Source organism: Sphingopyxis sp. CR5, from assembly GCF_059693785.1.
This window is the reverse complement of record NZ_JCATIE010000009.1, coordinates 119,629-142,064: the sequence shown is the minus strand read 5'-3', so window position 1 is coordinate 142,064 and position 22,436 is coordinate 119,629. Positions and strand designations below refer to the sequence as shown.

At 66.5% G+C, this 22,436-nt stretch carries 28 protein-coding genes; 21 read left to right on the top strand and 7 right to left on the bottom strand.

All coding sequences use genetic code 11. The annotated features are described in order from the left end of the window. Positions 1-12: 12 nt before the first annotated feature. The 13 genes from AC58D2_RS14920 to AC58D2_RS14860 all read left to right on the top strand — a co-directional run bounded on the left by AC58D2_RS14920 (position 13) and on the right by AC58D2_RS14860 (position 12,042). Positions 13-1,356, top strand: coding sequence for a TldD/PmbA family protein (locus AC58D2_RS14920; protein ID WP_497391699.1), 1,344 nt, complete (start codon positions 13-15; stop codon positions 1,354-1,356). A gap of 12 nt (positions 1,357-1,368) precedes the next feature. Continuing rightward, positions 1,369-2,160, top strand: coding sequence for an inositol monophosphatase family protein (locus tag AC58D2_RS14915; protein ID WP_497391787.1), 792 nt, complete (start codon positions 1,369-1,371; stop codon positions 2,158-2,160). A gap of 212 nt (positions 2,161-2,372) precedes the next feature. After that, positions 2,373-2,741, top strand: a complete 369-nt coding sequence (gene rpsM / locus AC58D2_RS14910; RefSeq protein WP_497391697.1) for a 30S ribosomal protein S13 — start codon at positions 2,373-2,375, stop codon at positions 2,739-2,741. A gap of 103 nt (positions 2,742-2,844) precedes the next feature. Continuing rightward, positions 2,845-3,234 (top strand): 30S ribosomal protein S11, encoded by a 390-nt coding sequence (rpsK, locus tag AC58D2_RS14905; protein ID WP_003040416.1) that lies wholly within the window; start codon positions 2,845-2,847, stop codon positions 3,232-3,234. Positions 3,235-3,346: 112 nt separating this feature from the next. After that, entirely contained in the window at positions 3,347-4,405 is a 1,059-nt protein-coding gene (locus AC58D2_RS14900; protein ID WP_497391694.1) for a DNA-directed RNA polymerase subunit alpha, read from the top strand. A 252-nt stretch (positions 4,406-4,657) separates the two neighbouring features. Next, on the top strand, positions 4,658-5,077 hold the full coding sequence (rplQ, locus tag AC58D2_RS14895; protein ID WP_497391692.1) for a 50S ribosomal protein L17: 420 nt from the start codon (positions 4,658-4,660) through the stop codon (positions 5,075-5,077). Positions 5,078-5,243: 166 nt separating this feature from the next. Further along, positions 5,244-7,403 (top strand): prolyl oligopeptidase family serine peptidase, encoded by a 2,160-nt coding sequence (locus AC58D2_RS14890; protein ID WP_497391690.1) that lies wholly within the window; start codon positions 5,244-5,246, stop codon positions 7,401-7,403. Beyond that, positions 7,379-8,497 (top strand): exonuclease/endonuclease/phosphatase family protein, encoded by a 1,119-nt coding sequence (locus AC58D2_RS14885; protein ID WP_497391688.1) that lies wholly within the window; start codon positions 7,379-7,381, stop codon positions 8,495-8,497. The genes AC58D2_RS14890 and AC58D2_RS14885 overlap by 25 nt, the downstream gene beginning before the upstream one ends. Position 8,498: 1 nt before the next feature. Further along, positions 8,499-8,990: a GAF domain-containing protein gene (locus AC58D2_RS14880; RefSeq protein WP_497391686.1), complete on the top strand. Its 492-nt coding sequence runs from the start codon at positions 8,499-8,501 to the stop codon at positions 8,988-8,990. 126 nt (positions 8,991-9,116) lie between these two features. Continuing rightward, positions 9,117-9,989, top strand: coding sequence for a glycine zipper 2TM domain-containing protein (locus AC58D2_RS14875; protein WP_497391684.1), 873 nt, complete (start codon positions 9,117-9,119; stop codon positions 9,987-9,989). Positions 9,990-10,138: 149 nt separating this feature from the next. Continuing rightward, positions 10,139-10,675 carry a hypothetical protein gene (locus AC58D2_RS14870; protein WP_497391682.1) on the top strand — a complete coding sequence of 179 codons (537 nt, stop codon included), beginning with the start codon at positions 10,139-10,141 and terminating at the stop codon, positions 10,673-10,675. Between the two features lie 239 nt (positions 10,676-10,914). Then, positions 10,915-11,439: a hypothetical protein gene (locus AC58D2_RS14865; protein WP_497391680.1), complete on the top strand. Its 525-nt coding sequence runs from the start codon at positions 10,915-10,917 to the stop codon at positions 11,437-11,439. A 162-nt stretch (positions 11,440-11,601) separates the two neighbouring features. After that, the gene (locus AC58D2_RS14860) at positions 11,602-12,042 is read left to right on the top strand and encodes a PilZ domain-containing protein (RefSeq protein ID WP_494227335.1); all 441 of its coding nucleotides are present in this window, start codon (positions 11,602-11,604) and stop codon (positions 12,040-12,042) included. Positions 12,043-12,120: 78 nt separating this feature from the next. On the opposite strand, the gene ctrA is transcribed toward AC58D2_RS14860, so the two are convergent. Beyond that, positions 12,121-12,828, bottom strand: a complete 708-nt coding sequence (ctrA, locus tag AC58D2_RS14855; RefSeq protein WP_497391677.1) for a response regulator transcription factor CtrA — start codon at positions 12,826-12,828, stop codon at positions 12,121-12,123. 135 nt (positions 12,829-12,963) lie between these two features. Continuing rightward, a complete protein-coding gene (locus AC58D2_RS14850; protein ID WP_497391675.1) occupies positions 12,964-13,890 on the bottom strand; it encodes a LysR family transcriptional regulator in 927 nt (308 codons plus the stop codon). Positions 13,891-14,025: 135 nt separating this feature from the next. On the opposite strand from AC58D2_RS14850, the gene AC58D2_RS14845 reads away from it, so the two are divergent. From AC58D2_RS14845 to AC58D2_RS14815, 7 genes are all read left to right on the top strand, one after another. Continuing rightward, the gene (locus tag AC58D2_RS14845; protein WP_497391673.1) at positions 14,026-14,733 is read left to right on the top strand and encodes a pirin family protein; all 708 of its coding nucleotides are present in this window, start codon (positions 14,026-14,028) and stop codon (positions 14,731-14,733) included. Between the two features lie 84 nt (positions 14,734-14,817). Continuing rightward, entirely contained in the window at positions 14,818-15,420 is a 603-nt protein-coding gene (wrbA, locus tag AC58D2_RS14840) for an NAD(P)H:quinone oxidoreductase (RefSeq protein WP_497391671.1), read from the top strand. Positions 15,421-15,424: 4 nt separating this feature from the next. Continuing rightward, positions 15,425-16,249: a dioxygenase family protein gene (locus AC58D2_RS14835; RefSeq protein WP_497391669.1), complete on the top strand. Its 825-nt coding sequence runs from the start codon at positions 15,425-15,427 to the stop codon at positions 16,247-16,249. An 8-nt stretch (positions 16,250-16,257) separates the two neighbouring features. Next, positions 16,258-16,941 carry an RluA family pseudouridine synthase gene (locus tag AC58D2_RS14830; RefSeq protein WP_497391667.1) on the top strand — a complete coding sequence of 228 codons (684 nt, stop codon included), beginning with the start codon at positions 16,258-16,260 and terminating at the stop codon, positions 16,939-16,941. Continuing rightward, positions 16,934-17,332, top strand: coding sequence for an alternative ribosome rescue aminoacyl-tRNA hydrolase ArfB (arfB, locus tag AC58D2_RS14825; protein WP_497391665.1), 399 nt, complete (start codon positions 16,934-16,936; stop codon positions 17,330-17,332). Before AC58D2_RS14830 ends, arfB begins: the two co-directional genes overlap by 8 nt. A gap of 7 nt (positions 17,333-17,339) precedes the next feature. Then, the gene (locus AC58D2_RS14820; RefSeq protein WP_497391663.1) at positions 17,340-17,924 is read left to right on the top strand and encodes an SOS response-associated peptidase family protein; all 585 of its coding nucleotides are present in this window, start codon (positions 17,340-17,342) and stop codon (positions 17,922-17,924) included. A 91-nt stretch (positions 17,925-18,015) separates the two neighbouring features. Further along, a complete protein-coding gene (locus AC58D2_RS14815; protein WP_497391661.1) occupies positions 18,016-18,336 on the top strand; it encodes a PilZ domain-containing protein in 321 nt (106 codons plus the stop codon). A 21-nt stretch (positions 18,337-18,357) separates the two neighbouring features. Here AC58D2_RS14815 and AC58D2_RS14810 read toward each other — a convergent pair whose 3' ends face one another. Further along, on the bottom strand, positions 18,358-18,783 hold the full coding sequence (locus AC58D2_RS14810) for an EVE domain-containing protein (RefSeq protein WP_497391659.1): 426 nt from the start codon (positions 18,781-18,783) through the stop codon (positions 18,358-18,360). A 153-nt stretch (positions 18,784-18,936) separates the two neighbouring features. Between AC58D2_RS14810 and AC58D2_RS14805 the strand changes: the two genes are divergently transcribed. Next, positions 18,937-19,866, top strand: a complete 930-nt coding sequence (locus tag AC58D2_RS14805) for an isopenicillin N synthase family dioxygenase (protein WP_497391657.1) — start codon at positions 18,937-18,939, stop codon at positions 19,864-19,866. Positions 19,867-19,887: 21 nt separating this feature from the next. Here AC58D2_RS14805 and AC58D2_RS14800 read toward each other — a convergent pair whose 3' ends face one another. The 4 genes from AC58D2_RS14800 to AC58D2_RS14785 form a co-directional block, all read right to left on the bottom strand. After that, entirely contained in the window at positions 19,888-20,406 is a 519-nt protein-coding gene (locus tag AC58D2_RS14800; protein ID WP_497391655.1) for a PAS domain-containing protein, read from the bottom strand. A 98-nt stretch (positions 20,407-20,504) separates the two neighbouring features. Further along, the gene (locus AC58D2_RS14795; RefSeq protein WP_497391653.1) at positions 20,505-20,918 is read right to left on the bottom strand and encodes a ribose-phosphate pyrophosphokinase; all 414 of its coding nucleotides are present in this window, start codon (positions 20,916-20,918) and stop codon (positions 20,505-20,507) included. Further along, positions 20,885-21,712 carry a DUF1295 domain-containing protein gene (locus tag AC58D2_RS14790; protein WP_497391651.1) on the bottom strand — a complete coding sequence of 276 codons (828 nt, stop codon included), beginning with the start codon at positions 21,710-21,712 and terminating at the stop codon, positions 20,885-20,887. The genes AC58D2_RS14795 and AC58D2_RS14790 overlap by 34 nt, the downstream gene beginning before the upstream one ends. After that, entirely contained in the window at positions 21,709-22,335 is a 627-nt protein-coding gene (locus AC58D2_RS14785; protein WP_497391649.1) for a lysophospholipid acyltransferase family protein, read from the bottom strand. Before AC58D2_RS14785 ends, AC58D2_RS14790 begins: the two co-directional genes overlap by 4 nt. Between the last annotated feature and the right edge of the window lie 101 nt (positions 22,336-22,436).

Sequence of the window (22,436 nt, the reverse complement as noted above, 5' to 3'; positions counted from 1 at the left end):
TAGGGCGCGGCGATGCTCACCGTTTCCGAAGCCCTCGACCGTGCGCAGCTTCTCTGCGACACCGCGACCAAGGCCGGCGCCGACGCCGCCGATGCGCTCTATTATTGCAACGCCGCGACGTCGGTCTCGATGCGCCTGGGCGAACTCGAGGATGTCGAACGCTCCGAAGGCCAGGATATTTCGCTGCGCGTATTCGTCGGAACCCGCAGCGCCAGCGTATCGACCGCCGACATGGATGCGGGCGAGCTTGAAAAGCTTGTGAACCGCTGCGTGGCGATGGCGCGCGAGGCGCCCGAGGATCCCTATGCGGGTCTCGCCCCCGAAGGCTTGCTGTTCAAGGGCCCGGTCCCCGACTTCGACCTCGATGACGGCAGCGAAGCCGACCCGCAAGCGCTGCGCGAGACCGCGCTGGCGGTCGAAGCCGCGGCGCGTGCGGTAGAAGGCGTGACCAACAGCGAAGGCGGCACCGCGAGCCACAGCCGCACCCGCTTCGCGCTGGTCACCAGCCACGGTTTCGCCGGCGGCTATGGCGCGAGCGGGCACAGTCTCTCGGCGAGCGTGATCGCCGGCGAGGGCGCCGCGATGCAGCGCGATTACGACTGGCACAGCGCGCATCATCTGTCCGATCTCGAAAGCGCCGAACAGATCGGCGCCAGCGCCGGCGCGCGCGCGGTACGCCGGCTGAACCCCGGCAAGGCGCCGGTCGGAAAGCTGCCCGTCGTGTTCGATCCGCGTGTCGGATCGAGCCTGCTGGGCCACCTTCTCGGGGCGATCGCCGGACCGTCGATCGCGCGACGCACCAGTTTCCTGCTCGGCAAGGAAGACGAGCAATTGTTCGACCCCGCGATCCTGATCCGCGACGAACCGCATCGTCCGCGCGGACTGCGCAGCCGCGCATTCGACGGCGAGGGCCTGCCGACCGCGGCGCGCGATATCGTCGCGGGCGGCAAGGTCACCGGCTGGCTGCTCGACACCGCCTCGGCGCGCCAGCTCGGCCTGACGCCGACCGGACACGCCAGCCGGGGCGGAGGCGCGTCGGGGGTCAGTGCGAGCAACCTGCACCTCGCCCCCGGCGCGGTAACCCCGGACGCGCTGATGGCGGACATCGGCACCGGCGTTTATATTACCGAATTGATCGGTCAGGGGGTCAATCCGGTGACGGGCGACTATAGCCGGGGCGCATCGGGCTTCGTCATCCGCGACGGGCATCTGGCCGAACCGATCGCCGAGTTCACCGTCGCGGGCAACCTCCTCGCCATGTTCGGCGCGCTGGTGCCCGCCGACGACCTGACCTTTCGTCAGTCGGTCAACGTGCCGACGCTGCGCGTCGACGGCATGACCGTGGCAAGCAGCTAGGCGGGTTCGGTGATCGCCACACGCAATCTCGAAGCGGTCATCGCGGCAACGCGAGAGGTCGGAGACATGGCGATGGCCCGCTGGCGGGGCGAAGGCCGGGCGGTGAACGTCTGGAACAAGTCGCACAACAATCCGGTCAGCGATGTCGATCTGGCAGTCGACGCACGATTGAAGGCGGTGCTCGGCGCGATGGTGCCCGAAGCCGGCTGGCTGTCCGAAGAAACCGCCGACAGCGACGAACGCCTGTCGCGACGCGCGATGTGGTGCGTCGACCCGATCGACGGGACGCGCGACTTTATCCGCGGCCGCCCCGGCTGGGCCGTATCGGTCGCACTCGTCGTCGACGGCGCGCCCGAACTCGGCGTTCTCTATGCCCCGGCCCTCGACGAATTGTGGGTCGCGCAGCGCGGCGGCGGCGCGACGCTCAACGGCGAAACCTTGCGTGCGAGCCGCCGGATGATCTTCGACGGCGCTCGCGTCCCCGCCGACAGCCTGCCTAGGATCGACCGCGACCTGATCATGGTGACCAAGCCGAACAGCATCGCGCTGCGCATGGCGCTCGTCGCCGACGACCGCGCCGACCTCGTCGCGACGCTGCGCTGGGGCTATGAGTGGGACGTCGCGGCGGCGGCACTGATCGCGACCGAGGCGGGCGCGGCGGTGACCGACGCGTTCGGCGAGCCGCTGGCCTTCAACACCCCGCGCGCGCAGGCCTTCGGCGTCATTGCCTGTGCGCCCGGCATTCACCGCGCCGTCGTCTCCCGTCTGCACGACCGCGCCGCCGAGTTGGCGTCGGCGTCCTAAGCATGGGATCGGCTTGCCGCAACGCACGGCGAAACCCCGCCGCTACGCTTGACAATTTGCCCGACTCACCCTAACTGCGCCCTATTCCAACAGCCTGACCGGACGGCGAAACGCTCCAGCGTATTCGTGGTCCGTTTTTTGCGTTGGAAAACAGACGCTTTGAGATAGGGCTCGTTTGCCAGCGAACCCTGTGGAGCAGGAGAAAGAATCACATGGCACGTATCGCGGGCGTCAACCTGCCCACCAACAAGCGCGTGATCATCGCGCTCACCTATATCCACGGCATCGGTCGCAAGACCGCCGTCGACATCGCCGACAAGCTGGGCATCGACCACAGCCGCCGCATTCAGGACCTGTCGGACGCCGAAGTCCTGCAGATCCGCGAAGCGCTCGACGCCGACCATACGGTCGAAGGCGACCTGCGCCGTGAAACGGCGATGAACATCAAGCGCCTGATGGACCTCGCCTGCTATCGCGGCCTGCGTCATCGCAAGGGCCTTCCCGTCCGCGGCCAGCGCACGCACACCAATGCGCGCACCCGCAAGGGCAAGGCGAAGCCGATCGCCGGCAAGAAGAAGTAAGGACAGGGCGCGTCCAGCACAGGGCGTGCCTCCTTGTTTCGCTGCCGGTGCGCAGGCATCGCCGCCACTGGCCAGCGTCAGGATTTAGGTAGGATACAGCATAATGGCTCGTGAACCGCAGCGCCTTCGTCGGCGCGAACGCAAGAATATCTCGTCGGGTGTTGCTCACGTCAACGCGACCTTCAACAACACGATGATCACCATCACCGACGCGCAGGGCAATGCCATCGCCTGGTCGAGCGCCGGCATGATGGGCTTCAAGGGCAGCCGCAAGTCGACGCCCTATGCTGCGCAGGTCTGCGCCGAAGACGCTGGCAAGAAGGCCGCCGAACATGGCGTCCGCACGCTGGAAGTCGAAGTGAAGGGCCCGGGCGCGGGTCGTGAATCGGCGCTGCGCGCGCTGCAGGCCGTGGGCTTCCACATCACGTCGATCCGCGACGTGACCCCGATCCCGCACAATGGTGTCCGCCCGGCCAAGCGCCGCCGCGTCTGACGCCGCTTTCGGAACGGTGCCCTGCCGCGGGGGTGCCGTCCGACCACACTCTTTAACGCCGGACCGGCCGGAGCCAGCCCCCGCCCGTCCCGCCAAAAGCAAAGGGAAGTCCATGACTGTCAACATCCGGAACTGGCAGGAATTGAAGAAGCCCAGCAACCTGGAAATCAAGGCCGGCAGCGACGGCAAGCGCAAGGCGACCTTTGTCGCCGAGCCGCTTGAGCGCGGCTTCGGCCTGACGCTCGGCAATGCGCTGCGCCGCGTGCTGCTCTCCTCGCTCCAGGGTGCTGCGATCACCTCGATCAAGATCGAGAATGTGCTGCACGAATTCAGCAGCCTCGCCGGCGTCCGCGAAGACGTGACCGACATCGTCCTGAACGTGAAGCAAATCGCGCTCAAGATGGAAGGCGAAGGCCCGAAGCGGCTCCAGCTTTCGGCGACCGGTCCGGCGACGGTGAAGGCCGGCGACATCATGGTGTCGGGCGACATCAAGGTGATGAACCCGAACCATGTCATCTGCCACCTCGACGAGGGCGCGACGCTGAACATGGAGCTCGTCGCCGACACCGGCAAGGGCTATGTCCCTGCGACCGGCAACCGTCCGGCCGATGCGCCGATCGGGCTGATCCCGGTCGACTCGCTCTATTCGCCGGTGCGCCAGGTCGCCTACAAGGTCGAGAATGCCCGCATCGGGCAGGAACTCGACTATGACAAGCTGAACCTGACCGTCGAAACCGACGGCACGGTGACCCCGGAAGACGCGGTGGCCTATGCCGCGCGCATCCTCCAGGACCAGCTCCAGGTCTTCGTCCACTTCGAAGAGGCGATGAACGACAGCGGCCTGATCGGCGTCGCCGCGCCGAGCCAGGCGAGCGACGAGTCGGACGTCAACCAGCTCAACCGCTTCCTTCTGAAGAAGGTCGACGAGCTCGAACTGTCGGTCCGCAGCGCCAACTGCCTGAAGAACGACAATATCATCTATATCGGCGACCTGGTTCAAAAGACCGAGGCCGAGATGCTCCGCACTCCGAACTTCGGCCGCAAGTCGCTGAACGAGATCAAGGAAGTGCTCTCGTCGATGGGTCTGCGCCTCGGCATGGACATCCCCGGCTGGCCGCCCGAGAATATCGAGGAAATGGCCAAGAAGCTCGAACAGGAGCTGCTGGGCTGATCTTCATCCTTCTCCCGTTGGGAGAAGGATACGAAGCCTTGCCAGCTGGCTGGCTAGGCGAAGTTGGATGAGGGGTTCCGCGCTCTCGCGATAGAGCCCCCCTCACCCAGCGGCGACTAGGCAACAAGTTGCCAAGTCTTCGCAACCCTCTCCCAACGGGAGAGGGACGCAAAACGGGAATGGGCTCCCCCGCAAGCGAGCCTGGCTTGGGGTTCCGTGAAACGGCCCCTCTGACAAACGAAGGATAAAATCATGCGTCACAAATCGGGTGGCCGGAAACTCCAGCGCACCAGCGCGCATCGCATCGCGATGTTCCGCAACATGTCGGCTTCGCTCATCAAGCATGAGCAGATCACGACGACCGTCGCGAAGGCGAAGGAACTGCGCCCCTATGTCGAAAAGCTGATCACGCTGGCAAAGCGTGGCGGTCTCTCCAATCGCCGTCTCGCGCAGAGCCGCCTGATGGACGACGCGCAGCTCACCAAGCTGTTCGACACGCTCGCCGAACGCTACAAGGACCGCAATGGCGGTTACACCCGCATCATCAAGGCCGGCATCCGCGCCTCCGACGCGGCTCCGATGGCGGTCATCGAATTTGTCGATCGCGACGTCGATGCCAAGGGCCAGGATTCGGGTCCGGTGCTGACCGACGAGGATCTGGAAGACGCGTAAGCCGCGCTTTCAGCGACAAATTGAAAAGGGCGGTGTCCGCATGGACGCCGCCCTTTTTCGTGTCCGCCCGGCTGGTCAAGGTACGCGCAAATCCGCTTGCCCGTCCCCGGCCGATGCTTACAGTAGCGCGCACGATTATTACCCGAAAGATGAGGATCGCCTTGCCATGTCCCGACCGAAATTCCGCGCGCCCGTTGCGCTGGCGCTACTGATGGCCGCGCCCGGCCTCTCCCATGCCGCGGAGGATGCGGCCGCATCGTCGCCGGCCGGCACGCTTGCCTATCCCGCAACCGCGCGCGGCGACACGGTCGATACGCAATTCGGGGTCGATGTCGCCGATCCCTATCGCTGGCTCGAAAACGACGTCCGCACCGATCCGAAGGTCGCCGCCTGGGTCGCGGCCGAAAACAAGGTCACCGATGCCTATCTCCATACATTGCCGGGCCGCGACGTCTTCGCCAGGCGGATGACCGAGCTTTATAATTATGAGCGTTTCGGCCTGCCCGAAAAGGCGGGCGACCGTTATTTCTATTCGCGCAACGACGGGCTCCAGCCGCAATCGGTGCTCTATGTCCGCGACGGACTGGACGGCGAGGGCCGCGTGCTCATCGACCCCAATCTGTGGGCGAAGGACGGCGCGACCGCGCTCGCCGAATGGACACCGTCAAAGGATGGAACGCACCTTCTTTACTCGGTGCAGGACGGCGGCACCGACTGGCGCATCGTCCGCGTCAAGGACGTCGCGAGCGGCGAAGACCTGCCCGACGAGATACGCTGGGTGAAATTCTCCGCGCTCGACTGGGCCGCGGACGGCAGCGGTTTTTACTATTCGCGCTTTCCGGCTCCGGAGGACGATGAAACCTTCCAGTCGCTGAACGAGAATCAGGCGGTCTATTTCCACAAGCTCGGCACCCCGCAGAGCGCCGACGTGCTGATCCACGCAACCCCGGACAGGCCGGCACTCAATCACACCGCACAGGTGACCGACGACGGTCGCTACCTGCTCGTCACCTCGTCGCAGGGCACCGATGAACGCTATGGCCTGACGCTCTACGACCTGTCGGATCGCTCGGCAAAGCCGAAGTCGCTCGTCGACGATTTCGCGAACAACTGGGAATATGTCGGCAACGAAGGCCCCCTTTTCATCTTCCTGACCAACAAGGATGCGCCGCGCCAGCGGGTCGTGGCTATGGACATCCGCAAACCGAAACGGGTCAAACCGCTCGTCGCGGAGAATGAGGCAACGCTGGTCGGCGCATCGCAGGTCGGCAACCGCATCATCCTGTCCTACCTTGGCGATGCGAAGTCGGAGGCGCGAATGGTGACCCTGGGCGGCCAGCCGGTCGCCAACATCAACCTTGCCGATATCGGCACCGCTTCGGGGTTCGGCGGCAAGCCCGGCGATCCGGAAACCTTCTATGCCTTTTCCAGCTATGCGCGGCCGACCACCATCTATCGGCTCGACACCGTCACGGGGGAGAGCAGCATTTTCGCCGAGCCCAAGCTGACCTTCGACCCCAGGCAATTCTCGGTCGAACAGCGTTTCTTCAAATCGAAGGACGGGACCGAGGTGCCGATGTTCGTGGTGATGAAAAAGGGCATCGACCGCAGCAAGGGCTCGCCGACCCTGCTCTATGGCTATGGCGGCTTCAACGTGTCGCTCACTCCCGGCTTCTCGCCCACCCGGCTCGCGTGGGTCGACAAGGGCGGGATACTCGCGATCGCGAATCTGCGCGGCGGGGGCGAATATGGCAAGGCGTGGCACGACGCCGGGCGCCTCGCCAACAAGCAGAATGTGTTCGACGACTTCATCGCCGCGGGCGAATATCTGACCGCCGAGGGAATTGCCGGCAAGGGCCAACTCGCCATCGAGGGCGGATCGAACGGCGGGCTGCTCGTCGGCGCGGTGACCAACCAGCGCCCCGACCTCTTCGCCGCGGCGCTGCCCGCGGTCGGGGTGATGGACATGCTCCGCTTCGACCGCTTCACCGCCGGGCGCTATTGGGTCGACGATTACGGCTATCCGTCGAAAGAGGCCGATTTCCGCAATCTTCTGACCTATTCGCCCTATCACAATATCCGCGACGGCGTGGCGTATCCCGCGGTCCTGGTGACCACCGCCGACACCGACGACCGCGTCGTACCGGGGCACAGCTTCAAATATACCGCCGCGCTCCAGCACGCCGATGCCGGCGACAGGCCGCACCTGATCCGTATCGAGACGCGCGCCGGGCACGGATCGGGCAAGCCGACCGACAAGATCATCGAGGAGGCTGCCGACAAATATGCCTTCGCGGCGAAATGGACCGGGCTGAGCGTCGAATAGGCCGCGTCCTCGCCGCCGCGGCACTCGTCCTGATCGGGCTGACCGCGGTGACGGGGGCGATGCTGCCCGACGGCGGCGCGGCACGCGTCGAACGCCGCGCCGGCTGCTACGACCCGGCCGCGCTGCCGCCGGTCGAAACACTGGCGAACGGCCGCCGGGCGATGCGCCTTCGCGTGCTGCTGTGGAACGTCGAAGGCCTGCCTTGGCCGATTCGGAGCGGCCGTGCGCCCCAGCTGGCCAGGATCGGCGACTGGATCGCGGCGCGGCGTGCGGCGGGGCTTGGGCCCGATATCCTGATTCTGCACAAGGCCTTCATCCCTGACGCCTCGCACATTCCGCTCGCTGCGGGGTTCGATTCGGTGATCCCCGGCCCGGCGATCGATGCGGTGCGCGACCTTCCCACCGCCCCGTCACCGGTCCGCTTCGCCGACGGCGCCCACTGGTGGAAGGGCGAGGGACTCGGAAAATGGCTCGACGGCGGCCTCTATATTGCCACCGACCTTCCCGTCGCCGCCGCATCCAGCGAAGCCTTTGGCGCCACCAGCTGCGCGGGCTATGATTGCCTGTCGAACAAGGGCGCGATCCGCGCCGCGATTCAGGTGCCGGGCGCTCCGGCCCCGCTCTACCTGTTCAACACCCACCGCAACTCGCGCGAGCCCGCAAAGGTCGGGATTGCCCGCGCCGAGCGGGCGCATCGGCTCCAGACCCGCGAGAACGACCGGTTCCTGACGGATCTGCCGATGGAGTCGGCGATGATCGCGGCCGGCGATTTCAACAATTACCGGGCGGGCGACCGGATCGGTCGCTTTGCCGGCGACCCCGCATTCCGGCTCGCCGGCAAGGGCGCCGGCTTCGCGGCTCGTCCGGCCGCCATGACCGACCCTGCCGCCTGGCGACAGGCCTACGACCTGCTTGGCTATCGCAGCAGCGACGCTCTGCGCGTCGAGCCGCTTGCCGTCGCGACCCTGTTCGACGGTAAGAACGGGCCTCGCCTTTCGGATCACGACGCCCAATATGTCGTTTTCCGGTTAAGCTGGCGCGGCGACGCCGCGCCGATGCCGGTCCGTCCCTCCATCTGCCCCGACAGGAAATAGCATGTCCTACGCCCTTGCCTTCACCGCCACCGATCCCGAAGCCCTGTGGGCCGAGGCCGCCGAGGCCGCCGCCGCGCTCGTCGCGGGCGAACCCGATCCGATCGCCAACATGGCGAATGTCGCGGCGCTCGTGTGGCAGGCGATCCCCCGGCTCAACTGGGCCGGCTTCTATCGCTTCGACGGGACCGAACTGGTGCTCGGTCCTTTCCAGGGCAAGGCGGCCTGTATCCGCATCCCGCTCGACAAGGGCGTCTGCGGGGCGGCAGCGCGCCTGCGCGCGAGCCAGCGGGTCGACGATGTTCACGCCTTTCCCGGCCATATCGCGTGCGACGCCGACAGCCGCAGCGAACTGGTCGTTCCGATCGTCGCAGCCGGCCGGTTGGTCGGCGTGCTCGATCTGGACAGCCCGGATGCGGGCCGCTTTACCAGTGCCGACCAGGCCGGCGCCGAAGCGTTGATCGCACGGATCGCGGACGCGTTCGCCGGCGCCTGATGTGGCCCAAAATGGGACGTGCATTGGAGGGTTAACGGATTCGCCGAAAACCGCCGATTTTGCTAACAAGCTGTTAACCAAGCGGTTGTCGCGCCCTGCGGCGGTCGCGGAACAGGGAGTTTAGCAATGCGCACCCTCTTGCTTCTCGGCGTCGCCACCGGATCCTTGCTGCTCACCGGCCACGCAGCCCATGCCCAGGGGCCGTCGCCGTCGCTCGACTACGGAGCCCCGGTCTCGCCGGACGAACGCGTCTACACCGGCTATCCCGACCGCGTGCCCAGCGAGGTGGAATATCGCGGCGGCGGCTATCCGCCCCCGCCCGACGCCGTGTACAGCGGCACCTATGATGCCGACGGTCGCTGGACCGGCCGTTGGGACGGCACCTACGAATCGCCCGACGGGCGCCGCTATGACGGCGTGTACGAAGGAACGGTGGAAGGACGCCCGGGCGTCGGCTACGCCCCGCCGCCCCCGGGTCCCGATCATGCCTATCGCGGCGGCTACGACCCTCGCGAAGACGCGGACATGTTTCGCCGTTGCGGCCACGGCAATGCCGTCGGCGGCGCGGTTGTCGGCGGTCTGGTGGGGGGAATCGCCGGCAACCGCATCGCGGGCCGCGGCGATCGCACGGCCGGCACGCTTATCGGCGGCGGCGTCGGGGCCCTTGCGGGCGCCGCGATCGGCAGCGAAGCCGACCGCAGGAAATGTGAAAGCTGGTGGGCCAGCCGCAGCGAATATTATGGAGGCGGCTATCCCGGTGGCTATTATTCGGCCGCCTATCCCGGCGGCGGTCACGGCTATGGCTACGCTTATGGAGGCTATGGCTGGTATTCGCCCGGTGTCGTCGTCACGACGATCATCAACGGCCCGCCCGTCGTGACCGAAACGGTCGAGACGACCACCCGGACCTATTACGAGACGGTTCCGGTGCGAAAGCGTTACGTGCCCAAGAAGCGGTGGAAGCCGAAACCCAAACCGAAAGTGCGCTGCGTCTGCTGACAGGGGGCGATGCAAGCAGGTGAAGGCCCGTCGCCCTGGGGGTGGCGGGCCTTTGTCGTTGGGACGGTTCAGCCACGCGAAAGCATGGCATGCCTATTGTCCGTCCCATCGGGCACGACCTCTCGCCCGCCTAGTGGGAGCATCGAACGATGCGCAGATTTACCGGCGTGACCGCGGCAGCCGCGGTCGTTCTGACCAGCCTGGGCCTCGGCGTGACGCCCGCCGAAGCGCGAGGGCGTCATCATCATGGCGGCTGGGGATATCGCGATCACGATCGCATCGATGCGGGCGACGTCATCGGCGGCCTGTTCGTTATCGGCGCGATCGCCGCGATCGCGAGCGCCGCGAGCAAGGACCGCAGCGACAACGATCGCTATGAACCGCCCTATCGCGACGAACCGCGCGACACCGGCTATTACGACGACGGCCAGCCGCGCTATGACGTGCGGCCGCAGGACGCAGCTTACGGTAACGGCGAGGTCGAACAACGCGCTGCCGACGCGTGCAGTTGGGCCGCCGAGGCCGAGATGGGCGACGGCTCCCGCGTCGAAAGCATTACCGGCACGCGTCCCGACCAGGGCTATGGCTGGTATGTCGCCGGCACCCTGTCGCAACCGGGCGCGCGGACGCGCAGTTTCGGCTGCACCTATCAGAACGGCCGGGTCACCGACGTCCGGATCAACTGACACCTTGCCGATTACAGAGCTTGCGCAGGGCGCTTCGCCAGACCGGCGAAGCGCCCGTTTTTTTATACCACGCCTGGTTTGCGCTGCGCGACGGTCGACGCGTGCGGCCGAACCGCCCCCGCACCGCGCCTGAACGCCAGATAAGCGCGGGGTTCAGCACCATGTCACCCGCCATTGGGTAAAAGCTCTGCAACAGGCTCGCGACTGTCGCGCCGCCCCAACAGCAGGAGACCAGACCCATGGCTCGGACAATCAGGACCTCTTTGACCAAGGCCGCCGTCGGTGCGGCCGCCGCCGGCGCGATGATGAGCGCGGCGCCCGCAATGGCGCGCGACCGCTACGACCACGACGGCATCGGCGCCGGAGAGATCATCGCGGGCGCCGTCGTGCTCGGCGGCCTTGCGGCGATCCTTGCATCGGACAATGATCGCTACGACCGCTACGATGGCCGTCATCGCGGTCGCTACGGCGACCCGCGCCGCGGCTATGGATATGATTATAATCGCTATGGCGGCAGCCGCAGCGCCGTGAACCAGTGCGTCGGCGCCGTCGAACGCAGCGCGAGCCGCTATGGCCGCGCCGATGTCACCCAGGTGACGAAGATCGACCGCAAGCGCGACGGGTACAAGGTGAAAGGGCGCGTCGTCGTGCGCGACGGCTATCGCGGCCGTTGGGGCCGCGGCGGATATTATGATCGCGGCAAATTCTCGTGCGAGATCCGCTACGGCCGCATTCACGACATCGATTTTTCGGGCCTGCGTTAGGGTCAGCACCGGCCCGGCGCCCGCGCGCGCCGGGCCGGCGTCGATCGGGCGAAATGCTTTCCAAAGGCGCTATACGAATATTTACCTTCTTCGTTTAGAGGCGGGAATGGGACCACAATAACCGCCTGGCGTGGGTGACAGGCGGCAGGAATTGGGTCGCCGATGTCCAACCCAGAGGCCGATATCGCCTCAACGGCCGAAGCCGAAAAACGCCAGCCGCGCCAGGCGCGACTGGTGAAGGCGTCGCTCGGCTGCGAGCGGCTCGGCCGGTTCGACGTGACAATCCGCAACGTATCGAAGACCGGGGTCGGCGGCAAAGCGCCCCACATGATGCAGATCGGCGAGCGGGTAACGCTCTATATGCCCGGCCATCAGCCGATGATCGGCACCGTCCGCTGGGTTGCCGACACCCGGTTCGGGCTGGAAACCGACCATCCGATCGAAACCGGGCGCCTGCGCGGCGCGCATGGCGACGAACTCGTGACGACCGACAGCAAGGCCGACTTCCAGATCGTCCCGGCGCCCAAATTATCGACCTGGCGCCCCGGCCTCGGCATCAGCGCCCCCCTGCCGGGGCATTACGGCCGCCATCGACAGGAATAGGGTCGGGACCCTGGACAAAAGAAAACCGGCGCGGATCGCTCCGCGCCGGGTCCCCGTTGTGATGCGTTCGGGCGCGCGTCAGGCGACGCGGCGCACCTCGTTGCCCTCGTCGTCGATGTCGCGCAGCACATAGCCGCGGCCCCAGACCGTCTCGATATAATTGTCGCCGCCGCACGCCAGCGCGAGCTTCTTGCGCAGCTTGCAGATGAAGACGTCGATGATCTTGAGCTCGGGTTCGTCCATCCCGCCGTACAGGTGGTTCAGGAACATTTCCTTGGTCAGCGTCGTCCCCTTGCGGAGGCTCAGCAGCTCGAGCATCTGATATTCCTTGCCGGTCAGGTGCACGCGCACGCCATCGACTTCGACCGTCTTGGTGTCGAGGTTGACCGCGAGCTTGCCCGTCTTGATGACGCTCTGGCTGTGGCCCTTGGAACGGCGGACGACCGCGTGGATGCGGGCGACCAGCTCGTCGCGATGGAACGGCTTGGTGACATAGTCGTCGGCGCCAAAGCCGAACGAGCGCACCTTCGAATCCATTTCCGAAATGCCCGACAGGATCAGAACCGGCGTTTGCACCTTCGCGGTGCGCAGCTTCTTGAGCACGTCATAGCCGTGCATGTCGGGCAGATTCAGGTCGAGCAGGATGATGTCGTAATCATAGAGCTTGCCCAGATCGAGGCCTTCCTCGCCCAGATCGGTCGTATAGACGTTGAAGCCCTCGGTGGTGAGCATCGTGTCGATCGCCTTCGCGGTCGTCGGCTCGTCCTCGATCAGCAATACGCGCATTGGGCACCCCTTAGCTGTTTCCCACGATGATCCCGCGACCCGCCGCGCGATCATTCTGCGATGCCGACGAGCCCCCGTTCGGGACTGCCGGAATATTAACCATGAAACAAATGAAGGGAAAAGGTTAATTTTGATTTAATCGCCTGAATCCGGCGAGTCGCGTCCCGTACAGCTTCGCTTTAGCGTGTCGACGAGGTGGTCCGACAAGGCCCGGACGCGCGCCGGGCGAAGCCGCGAGGGCGGCGACAGGAGGTGCAGCCACGCCTGCGGGAGCGACCAGTCGGACAGGATGCGGACCAGCGCCCCCGACGCCAGTTCGGCGTCGGCGATGAAATCGGGCAGCACCGCGATCCCGCCCCCCGCGACGAGCAGCGGGATCATCACGTCGCCGTTGTTGGTGAACAGCGGCCCGGCCGGCACGACCGTTGCCTCCTCGCGATCGCGGTGGAAATGCAGCGGTCGCGCGCGTTCGCGATGGCCATAGCCGACGAGCCGGTGCGCCGCGAGATCGAGCGGATGGCGCGGCCTGCCGTGCCGCTCGAGATAGGCGGGGCTGGCCATCACCGACGCGGCGACCGGGGCGATCGTGCGCGCGAGCAAGCTCGAATCGTCGAGCGGCGCAATCCGCAGCGCCAGATCGAGCCCCTCGGCGAGCAGGTCCTGCCGCGCATCGCTCAGCGTCAGTTCGATCTCGACGGCGGGATGCGCGGCCATGAAGGCGGCGAGCGGCGGCCCGAGCACCTTGATCCCAAAGCTCATCGGTGCCGCAAGCCGGATCGGACCGGCCAGATCGACCCGGTCGCCCCGCGCCGCCTCGGTCGCGGCGGTCGCGGCGGCGACCATGGCCCGCGCCTCGCCGAGCAACCCCTCGCCCGCCGTCGACACCATGACGACGCGCGAGCTGCGGTGGAGCAATGTCACCCCGAGCGACGCTTCGAGCCGGCTCACCGCCTTCGACACGCTCGCCTTCGACAGCCCCAGCGACCGCGCCGCCGCGGTAAAGGTCCCGGCCTCCGCCACCGCGACGAAACAGGCCCAGCCTTCATAATCGGGGAGCGCCATCAGCCTATCTCCATATGGAAACGATCTGTTTCTATCTAAGCTATTTTAGAAACAATCCCAATCGCTATCTTGGCTGCAACAACACAGCGCCGCCGGCATCCTCGCCAGGGGCGGCGCGAGCGAAAGGCATATCCGATGATCGACATCCGCAAATTCGATACGCTGGGTCACGCCAATCATGGCTGGCTCGACGCCCGTCACCACTTCTCCTTCGCCAACTACCACGACCCCGACCGCATGGGCTGGGGGGCGCTTCGCGTCTGGAACGACGACGCGATCGCGGCGCAGTCCGGCTTTCCGCCGCATCCGCACCGCGACATGGAGATCATCACCTATGTCCGCACCGGCGCGATCAGCCACCGCGATTCGATGGGCAACGCCGGCCGCACCGCGGCGGGCGACGTCCAGGTGATGAGCGCGGGCACCGGCGTCACCCACAGCGAGTTCAACCTCGAGGACGAGGAGACGACGCTGTTCCAGATCTGGATCATTCCCGATCGCGCCGGCGGCAATCCCGGCTGGGGTGCGCGGCAATTCCCGAAAGCCGACCGTTCGGGCCAGTTCGTGACGCTGGCCAGCGGGATCGACGGCGACGTCGAAGGCTCCGGGGCGCTGCCCATCCGGGCCGATGCCCGCGTCGCCGCAGCGACGGTGAATGCCGGCGACCGCATCGCCTATGATCTCGGCGCGGGGCGTCATGCCTATCTGGTCGCCGCCAAGGGCCGCATTCGCGTCAACGGCAAAGACGCCGGCCCGCGCGACGGTATCGCGATCCGCGATCTCGATCGCATCGAGGTCGAAGCGGTCGACGACGCCGAACTCGTGCTCGTCGACAGCCTCTGACGAGCCCCCCCCGGGCCGCCGCCACCCCCCTCCCTTGCGGCGGCGGCCCACCCCCTTTTCCCTCCCGACTGAAAGGACAAGCACATGGCAAAGGTTTTGGTGCTCTATTATTCGAGTTACGGTCATATCGAGCAGATGGCCGACGCCGTCGCCGAAGGCGCGCGCGCCGCAGGCGCAGAGGTCGACATTCGCCGCGTCGCCGAAACCGCGCCCGACGCGGTGGTCGAGGCGGCGGGCTTCAAGACCGACACCGCGCATCCGCTGCTCGGCGATCCAAAGGATCTGACCGACTATGACGCGATCGTCGTCGGCTCGCCGACGCGATTCGGGCGGATGGCGAGCCAGATGGCGAGCTTCTGGGACACCGCCGGCGGCGTCTGGGCGCAGGGCCTGCTCAATGGCAAGGTCGGCGCGGCCTTTACCTCAACCGCCTCGCAGCACGGCGGGCAGGAAACGACGCTGTTCAGCATCCTGACCAATCTGCTGCATTTCGGCATGACGATCGTCGGCCTCGACTATGGCTATGCCGACCAGATGGGCGTCGACGAGGTGAAGGGCGGCGCGCCCTATGGCGCGACCACCATCGCCGACGGCGACGGATCGCGTCGGCCGAGCGAAGCCGATCTTGGCGGCGCGCGCTATCTCGGCGAACGGGTCGCCAGGACGGCGGGGAAGCTCTCGGCCTGATCCGGTGCAGCGCCTTCCGAGCCTCTTCCTCTCCCACGGCTCGCCGATGATGGCGCTCGAGCCCAGTCCGGCGCGGGATTTTCTCGCCGGGCTGGGCGCCCACCTGCCCCGGCCGCGCGCTGTCCTGATCGTCTCGGCGCATCACGACGCGCGGTTCGAGGGCGGCCGGGCGACCGTCACCGCCGCCGCCACGCCAGCTACCATCCACGATTTCAGCGGTTTTCCCGACGAACTCTTCGCGATGCGCTACCCGGCGCCGGGCGACCCACAGCTGGCGCAGCATGTCGTCGAACTGTGCGCCGGTCATGGGCTGGAGGTCGTGGCGGACCCCGACCGCGGGCTCGATCACGGCGCCTGGGTTCCGCTTTCGCTGCTCTATCCGGGCGCCGACGTTCCCGTCGTCCAGATGTCGATCGCGTCCGACGCACCCCCCGAATGGCATTATGACCTCGGCCGCGCGCTTGCGCCGCTGCGCGACGAAGGGGTGCTGGTCATCGGATCGGGCAGCCTGACCCACAATCTGCGCGTGCTGATGGCGTCGCGCCCTCCGATCGACGCCCCGGCCCCCCTCTGGGTATCGAGCTTCGCCGACTGGGTCGCCGAGCGCCTGAGCGCCGGCGCGATCGACGATGTTCTCCATGCCGTCGAACGGGCGCCCTACGGCCGCGACAACCATCCGACGCCCGATCATATCCTGCCGCTGTTCGTCGCGATGGGTGCAGGGTCGGATATCGGGGGCCTCCGCGCGCAGCGGCTTCACGCCAGCACGACCTATGCGCTGTTGGCGATGGACGTTTACGCTTTCGGGAGCGGGGCCGCCGCCCTATAGGCGGGCGCATGCTGCTTTCCGATCGCATTCTCTTCCTCGACGGCGAGGCGCTTGTGATCGACAAGCCCGACGGGCTGCCGGTCGACGCGCCGCGCGACGGCAGCCTCAGCCTCGAAAATCATCTCGACAGCCTGCGGTTCGGCTTCAAGCGGTGGCCGCTCGCCGTTCATCGCCTCGACCGCGACACATCGGGTTGCCTGCTCCTCGCCCGCAACCCGAAGGCGCATGGGCGCTTCACCCGCGCGTTCGAGGGCCGCGAGGTCCAAAAACAGTATCTCGCGATCCTCGACGGCGTCCCCGATGCCGACAGCGGCACCATCGACCTTCCGCTCGCCAAGGTGTCGACCGCCGAGCGCGGGTGGCGAATGGTGGGCGACCCCAAAGGCAAGCCATCGGTATCGCATTGGGAAAAGCTCGCCGTCGCCGACGGCCGCACGCTGCTTCGCTTTCGCCCCGAAACCGGCCGCACCCACCAGCTTCGCGTCCATGCCCTCGAAGGGCTGGGCTTCGCGATCGCCGGAGACCCCGTCTATGGCGCCGGCCAGGCGCGCGATCGCACCTTGCTTCACGCCGAGCGTCTGGTCGTGGCGCGCGGCACAAAGCCTCCGATCGTCGCCGAGGCTCCCTTTCCCGACCGCTTCGCCGCGCTCGGCTTTTCGCCGCCCGAGGGCGCCGCCCCGACCCGTGGCTGATATCCCCGACAGCGCCATTTCGGAACGCTTTCTCGCCGGTTCCGGACCGGGGGGCCAGAATGTCAACAAGGTCGCGACCGCCTGCCAGCTTCGCGTCGACGTGTTCGCGCTCGGCCTGCCCCCCGATGCCTGGCGCCGCCTGAAGGCGCTGGCGGGAAGCCGGCTCACCGTCGACGGCGAGCTCGTGATTCTCGCGCGCCGCTTTCGCACGCAGGAGGCGAACCGCGCCGATGCCCGCCAGCGCCTTGCCGATCTGATCGATGCCGCGCTCAAACGCCCCGAACGACGGATCAAGACCAAGCCGAGCAAGGCGGCCAAGGCGCGGCGGATCGAAGGCAAAAAGGCGCGCGGCTCGGTCAAGGCGATGCGCGGCCGCGTCCGCCCCGACTGAACCGCGGATGATGCTCTATCGCCTCGACGCGCCCGCATCGGCGATCGCGGCGGCGCTGGGGGCGGACGCGGGCTCCGATCCGTGGACGGGCGATTATGTCGCCCCCGGACGGCCCGCTCCCGTCGTCGTGGGCGGCGCTCGTCCGGGCATTCGCCCCGCCCTGCGCCCAAAGCTCTGGGGCGTCCCGCCGCCGCCGCGCGGCACCCGGCCGGTCACGTCGGTGCGCAACCTGCAAAGCCCGTTCTGGATCGGCACCTTGCGCCATCCAGAGCTTCGCTGCCTGGTCCCCGCGACTGCCTTCGCCGTCTGGTCGGGGCGGGCCGGCGCGAGGATGCAGCGCTGGGTTTCGCTGCCCGGCCAGCCGGTATTCGCCTTCGCCGGCATCCATCGTCAGGGAGAGGATTGGCCGAGTTTTGCAATATTGACCAGCGAGCCCAGTGGTCCGCTCGAGCGCGAGGACGTGGATGGCATGCCGCTGATCCTGCACCCCGAAGATCATGCGCGCTGGCTCGCGGCCGACTGGCGCGAGGCGTCGGCGCTGGTCGTGCCCTATCCCGGCCACCTGCTCAAAATGGGACCAACGCCGCCTTAACCATCAGTTTTCAGGATGGTCTTTGAGGTTTCGGTAACCAGCCTCCGCGTAAAACTGCCCCGAATCGAAACGGATCGAAGGTCGAACGGTCGTGCCCGACACTAATGGTTTCTCTCTCTCGTCTTCCAATGCCCGCCGGGCCGAGCGCGCGTCGGTCGACGGTCGCGCACGCTTTCGCGAGGCCGGCCAGAACCCGTTCGACGCCGAGTTGTTCGACCTGTCTTCGAACGGCTTTCGCATGTTCACCTATTCGCATCAGGCGATCGGCAAGCGCATATGGGTCAGCCTGCCCGGCCTGCAGCCGCGCGAAGCGGTCGTTCGCCGCGCCGACGGCAATAATTACGGCTGCGAATTCATCGAACCGCTCCACCCGTCGGTCGCGAGTCATTTGCAAGCGACGCTGGGCAGCTGAGTCCGGGGCCGGGGCCGGGACCTAATTTTCTGATTTTTCAGACATCTTCAGGATATGCTGCCATTCGGCGGCACGCACCGGCGCGACCGACAGGCGCGACTGGCGGATCAGTTCCATCTCGGTCAATTTCGGGTCGGCCTTGATCGCCTTCAGCGTGACCGGGTGCGCCAGCTTGCGGACCGGTTCGACGCGCACCACCACCCACGGCGAGCCCGCGTCGGCGGTCGGGTCGGGAAAGGCCGCTTCGACGATCCGGACGATCCCGACGCATTCCTTGCCGATGTTGCTGTGATAGAAAAGCGCCTCGTCGCCGACCTTCATCGCCTGCATATTCTGCTTGGCGGTGTGATTGCGCACGCCGTCCCAGATACCGCTGCCATCGCGGATAAGGTCGTCCCAGCTATACGCGTCGGGTTCGGATTTCATCAGCCAATATTGCTTGCCCATGCCGCGGGGCTTAGCCGAGGGCTGGCAAAGGGGAAACCGCCTTTTTCCCTTTCGCGCAAGCGCCCGAACGCCTAAATCCCGATTCCTGTCAAAGACGCGCCGCCAAAGCTTCGGCACGGTGCGCCACAGCCTCGATCAAATGGATTTTACAGCATGACTGCCGCCGTTCCCGTCATTTCCATGTCGCTGCCCGCCGATCGTTTCGCGCAGGATTTCGGTGCCTCCTTCGAACGGTTCGGATTCGCGATGATCACCGACCACGGCATCGCCCCGGACCTGATCGACCGGGCCTGGGCCAAGGCGAAGGCCTTTTTCGCCCTGCCCGACGAGGCCAAGCGCGCCTATCATATCGCCGGCGGCGGCGGAGCGCGCGGCTATACGCCGTTCGGCACCGAAATCGCCAAGGGCGCCAAGGATGTCGACCTAAAGGAATTCTGGCACGTCGGCCGCGACCTGCCCGCGGGACACCGGCTCGCGGCGCAACAGCCCAACAATATCTGGCCCGGCGAAGTCGACGGCTTCCGCGCGACCTTCGAAACCCTGTTCGCCGAATTCGACCGCGTCGGGGGCCAGCTGCTGTCGGGCATCGCCCGCTACCTTGGCCTCGCTCCCGATTTCTTCGACGACACGGTGCTCGACGGCAACAGCGTGATGCGCCTGCTCCACTATCCGCCGGTCGAAGCCCCCGCGAAAGGCATCCGCGCCGAAGCGCACGAGGACATCAACACGATCACGCTGCTCCTCGGCGCCGAGGAAGCCGGGCTCGAGATCCTCGACAAGGATGGAAGCTGGCTGCCCGTTTCGCCGCCGCCCGGCGCGATGGCGGTCAATGTCGGTGATATGCTGCAACGCCTGACCAACAATCGCCTACCCTCGACGACGCACCGCGTCCGCAACCCGGACGCGGGCCGCGCCGGCGTCGCGCGCTATTCGATGCCGTTTTTCCTGCATTTCCGGTCGGATTATCGAATCGAAACGCTGGAAAGCTGCATCGACGCCGGGCACCCCGACCTGTACCCCGCGCCGATCACCGCCGATGAATATCTGCAACAGCGGCTGCGCGAGATCGGGCTCGTCAAATAGGGCGCCCGCACGCGCGCCGCCTTAACGCTGGTCGGCGAAGGCGCGGTCGGGCACGCGTTGCCACGGCCCGCGCATTTCGATGATCGACCCGAAGACTCCGCTGATCGCGCCGTCGCGAAAGCGCGCTGCCCCGCGCGCGAGGACATAGCGCAGCCGTCCCGATTCATCGACGACGCGGGCATGATATTCGAAATCGTCGCCCTCGCTCAGCGCGCGATCGAACGCCGCGCGAACCATGTCGCGGTCCTCGGCGTGATAATAGGCGATCGCCTCCTCCACCTCCATCGCGCCCTTCGCGGGCGGGCGGGCGAAAATCGCAAAGGCCTGCGGCGACAGGTCGATGCTGCGCCGGTCGGCGGCAAAGTCCCACGTCCCTACCTCGGCTATGAACTCCACGATCTCCAGCTTGACCTCAGCCACCCGCCGCGCCTCGCGCGCGCGGCCCAGTGCGCGATAGAGCATGATGATTACGACGACCGATCCCACGACGAAAAGCGCCAGCGCCATCGTCGGCACCGCGCCCGCAATTGCCCCCGGCATGCACCCCGTCCCCCAGTTTAAATGGCACGACCCATGCCATATCTGCCGCAAGTACGACACGCAGGCAAGATGCGGCGAGGGCCGGCTAGATCATGAACCTAGCGATCGGCCCAATGGTCGAAGGCGAGTTGCTGCTGCTCGCGGGTGAACGCGGCCGCTGCGGCGCCTTCCCACGGTCCGTCGTAACCGAGCAGCAGCGCGGTACCGCCGACCCACCATCCCTGTCCGGGCAATCTGTCGCTTTCGCGCACGACCAGCACCGCGAGGTCGGGCTCGCCCTCGGCGGCGCACAGCCGGTCGACTTCGCCAAGCGTCTTGCAAAGCGCACGCATCTTCGGACGCGTGAAGCGAAACCCGAGTTCGCCGAGAAGTTCGGAATAGCTGACGCTGCGCCCTTCGCGCGCGGCATCGGTCAGGATGGCGCGGATGCGCGGGGCATCGCCAAGCGCCGCCGCGTCGGCGGGGACCGGCGCGCCGCCTAGACCTTGATCGCGCGAGGCTTTGGCGGCCACGGGATGAATCCGGAGGTGCGCTGGACATAGTCGGCGTAATCGGGACGCGATTTACGCAGCCCGCGTTCGAGCATCGGCTTGCCCGACCAGCGCGTCAGCGTAAAGGTCAGGAAAACCGGCCCGACCAGGCTTGCCAGCGCGATTCCCGGCCCCGCATCGGCCGCGATCATCCACAATCCCCACCACGTCAGCGCATCGCCGAAATAATTGGGGTGCCGCGTGTACCGCCACAGGCCGGTGTCGAGCACCCGCCCGCGGTTGGCGGGGTTCTTGCGAAAGGCCGCGAGTTGCAGGTCGCCGATGCTTTCAAAGGCGATGCCGATCACGGCGAGCAACGCGCCGATCCGCGCGAGCGTCCCCATCGCCGCCGACAGCCCCGTTGCGCTCGCGTAGAGACCGAGCTGCGCGGGCAGGCAGGTGACGAACAGCAACGGTGCCTGCATCAGGAACACCGACAGCAACGCCGCGCGATCCCAGCTCCAGCCACGCGATTCCGTGACGTTGGCCAGGATCTTTCGATAGCGCGGATCCTCGCCCTCGGCGCGCCAGCGGAGGAACAGGTGGAGTGCCAGGCGCACGCCCCAGATCGAAACGAGCAATAAGATCATCTGGGTGCGCTGGCCGTCGATGCCGGTCTGCAACACCGTGCCCCAGGCGAGCAGAACCATGCCGAACGCCCAGAACGCGTCGACGAACGACACGTCGCGAATCGCCCGCGCAATCGCCCACAATGCCAGGATCACGAGCAGCAAGCCGGCGAAATTCACCGCCAGAACCTGCAGGACGCCTGTCATGTCATCGCTCCTTCCATGTCCCCTACTATATCCGAAATCGAGCGGACTGCACGGTCGGGATGCTTCGGGGTACAGTCGCGATAGACGGACAGCACCTTTTCCATGTCGGCCCGAAAGTCGCCGGTCGGCCAGATCAGCGGCCCCAGGCCACCGGTCTTGCGGCCATAATCCATCAGTCCCACCACCATCGGCACCTTGGCCGCCACGGCGATATGGTAAAAGCCCGTGCGCCACTTCTTCGCCTTGCCCCGCGTCCCTTCGGGCGCGACGGTCAGCATGAACTCGCGCCGGCGCGCAAATTCGGACACCATCTGCTCGACATTGTTCAGCCCTCCCGACCGGTCGACGGGAATACCGCCCATCTGGCGCATGAAACCGCCGATCGGCCATTTGAACAACGACAGCTTGCCCATGAAATGCGGGCGAATACCCTTGTCGGCGGTCAGGCCCAGATAATAGAGGAAATCCCAATTGCTGGTGTGCGGCGCCGCGATGATGATGAAGCGCCGGGGCTCGGGCACATCGCCCACCGCGGTCCAGCCCTGACGGCGATAGAACCACAGCATCGCGGCGCGTACCAACCGGGCCAGCGGCCCCGGCGGATCGTCTTCGATACTTGCCACTGTCTCTCCTCTCTCCCGTCCCGCGCTTGCGCGAAAGCGGCGCGGCGCGCAAGCGAAAGCGATGGACTTGCGGCACGCGATCGTTTCTGCTCCGCTGCGCG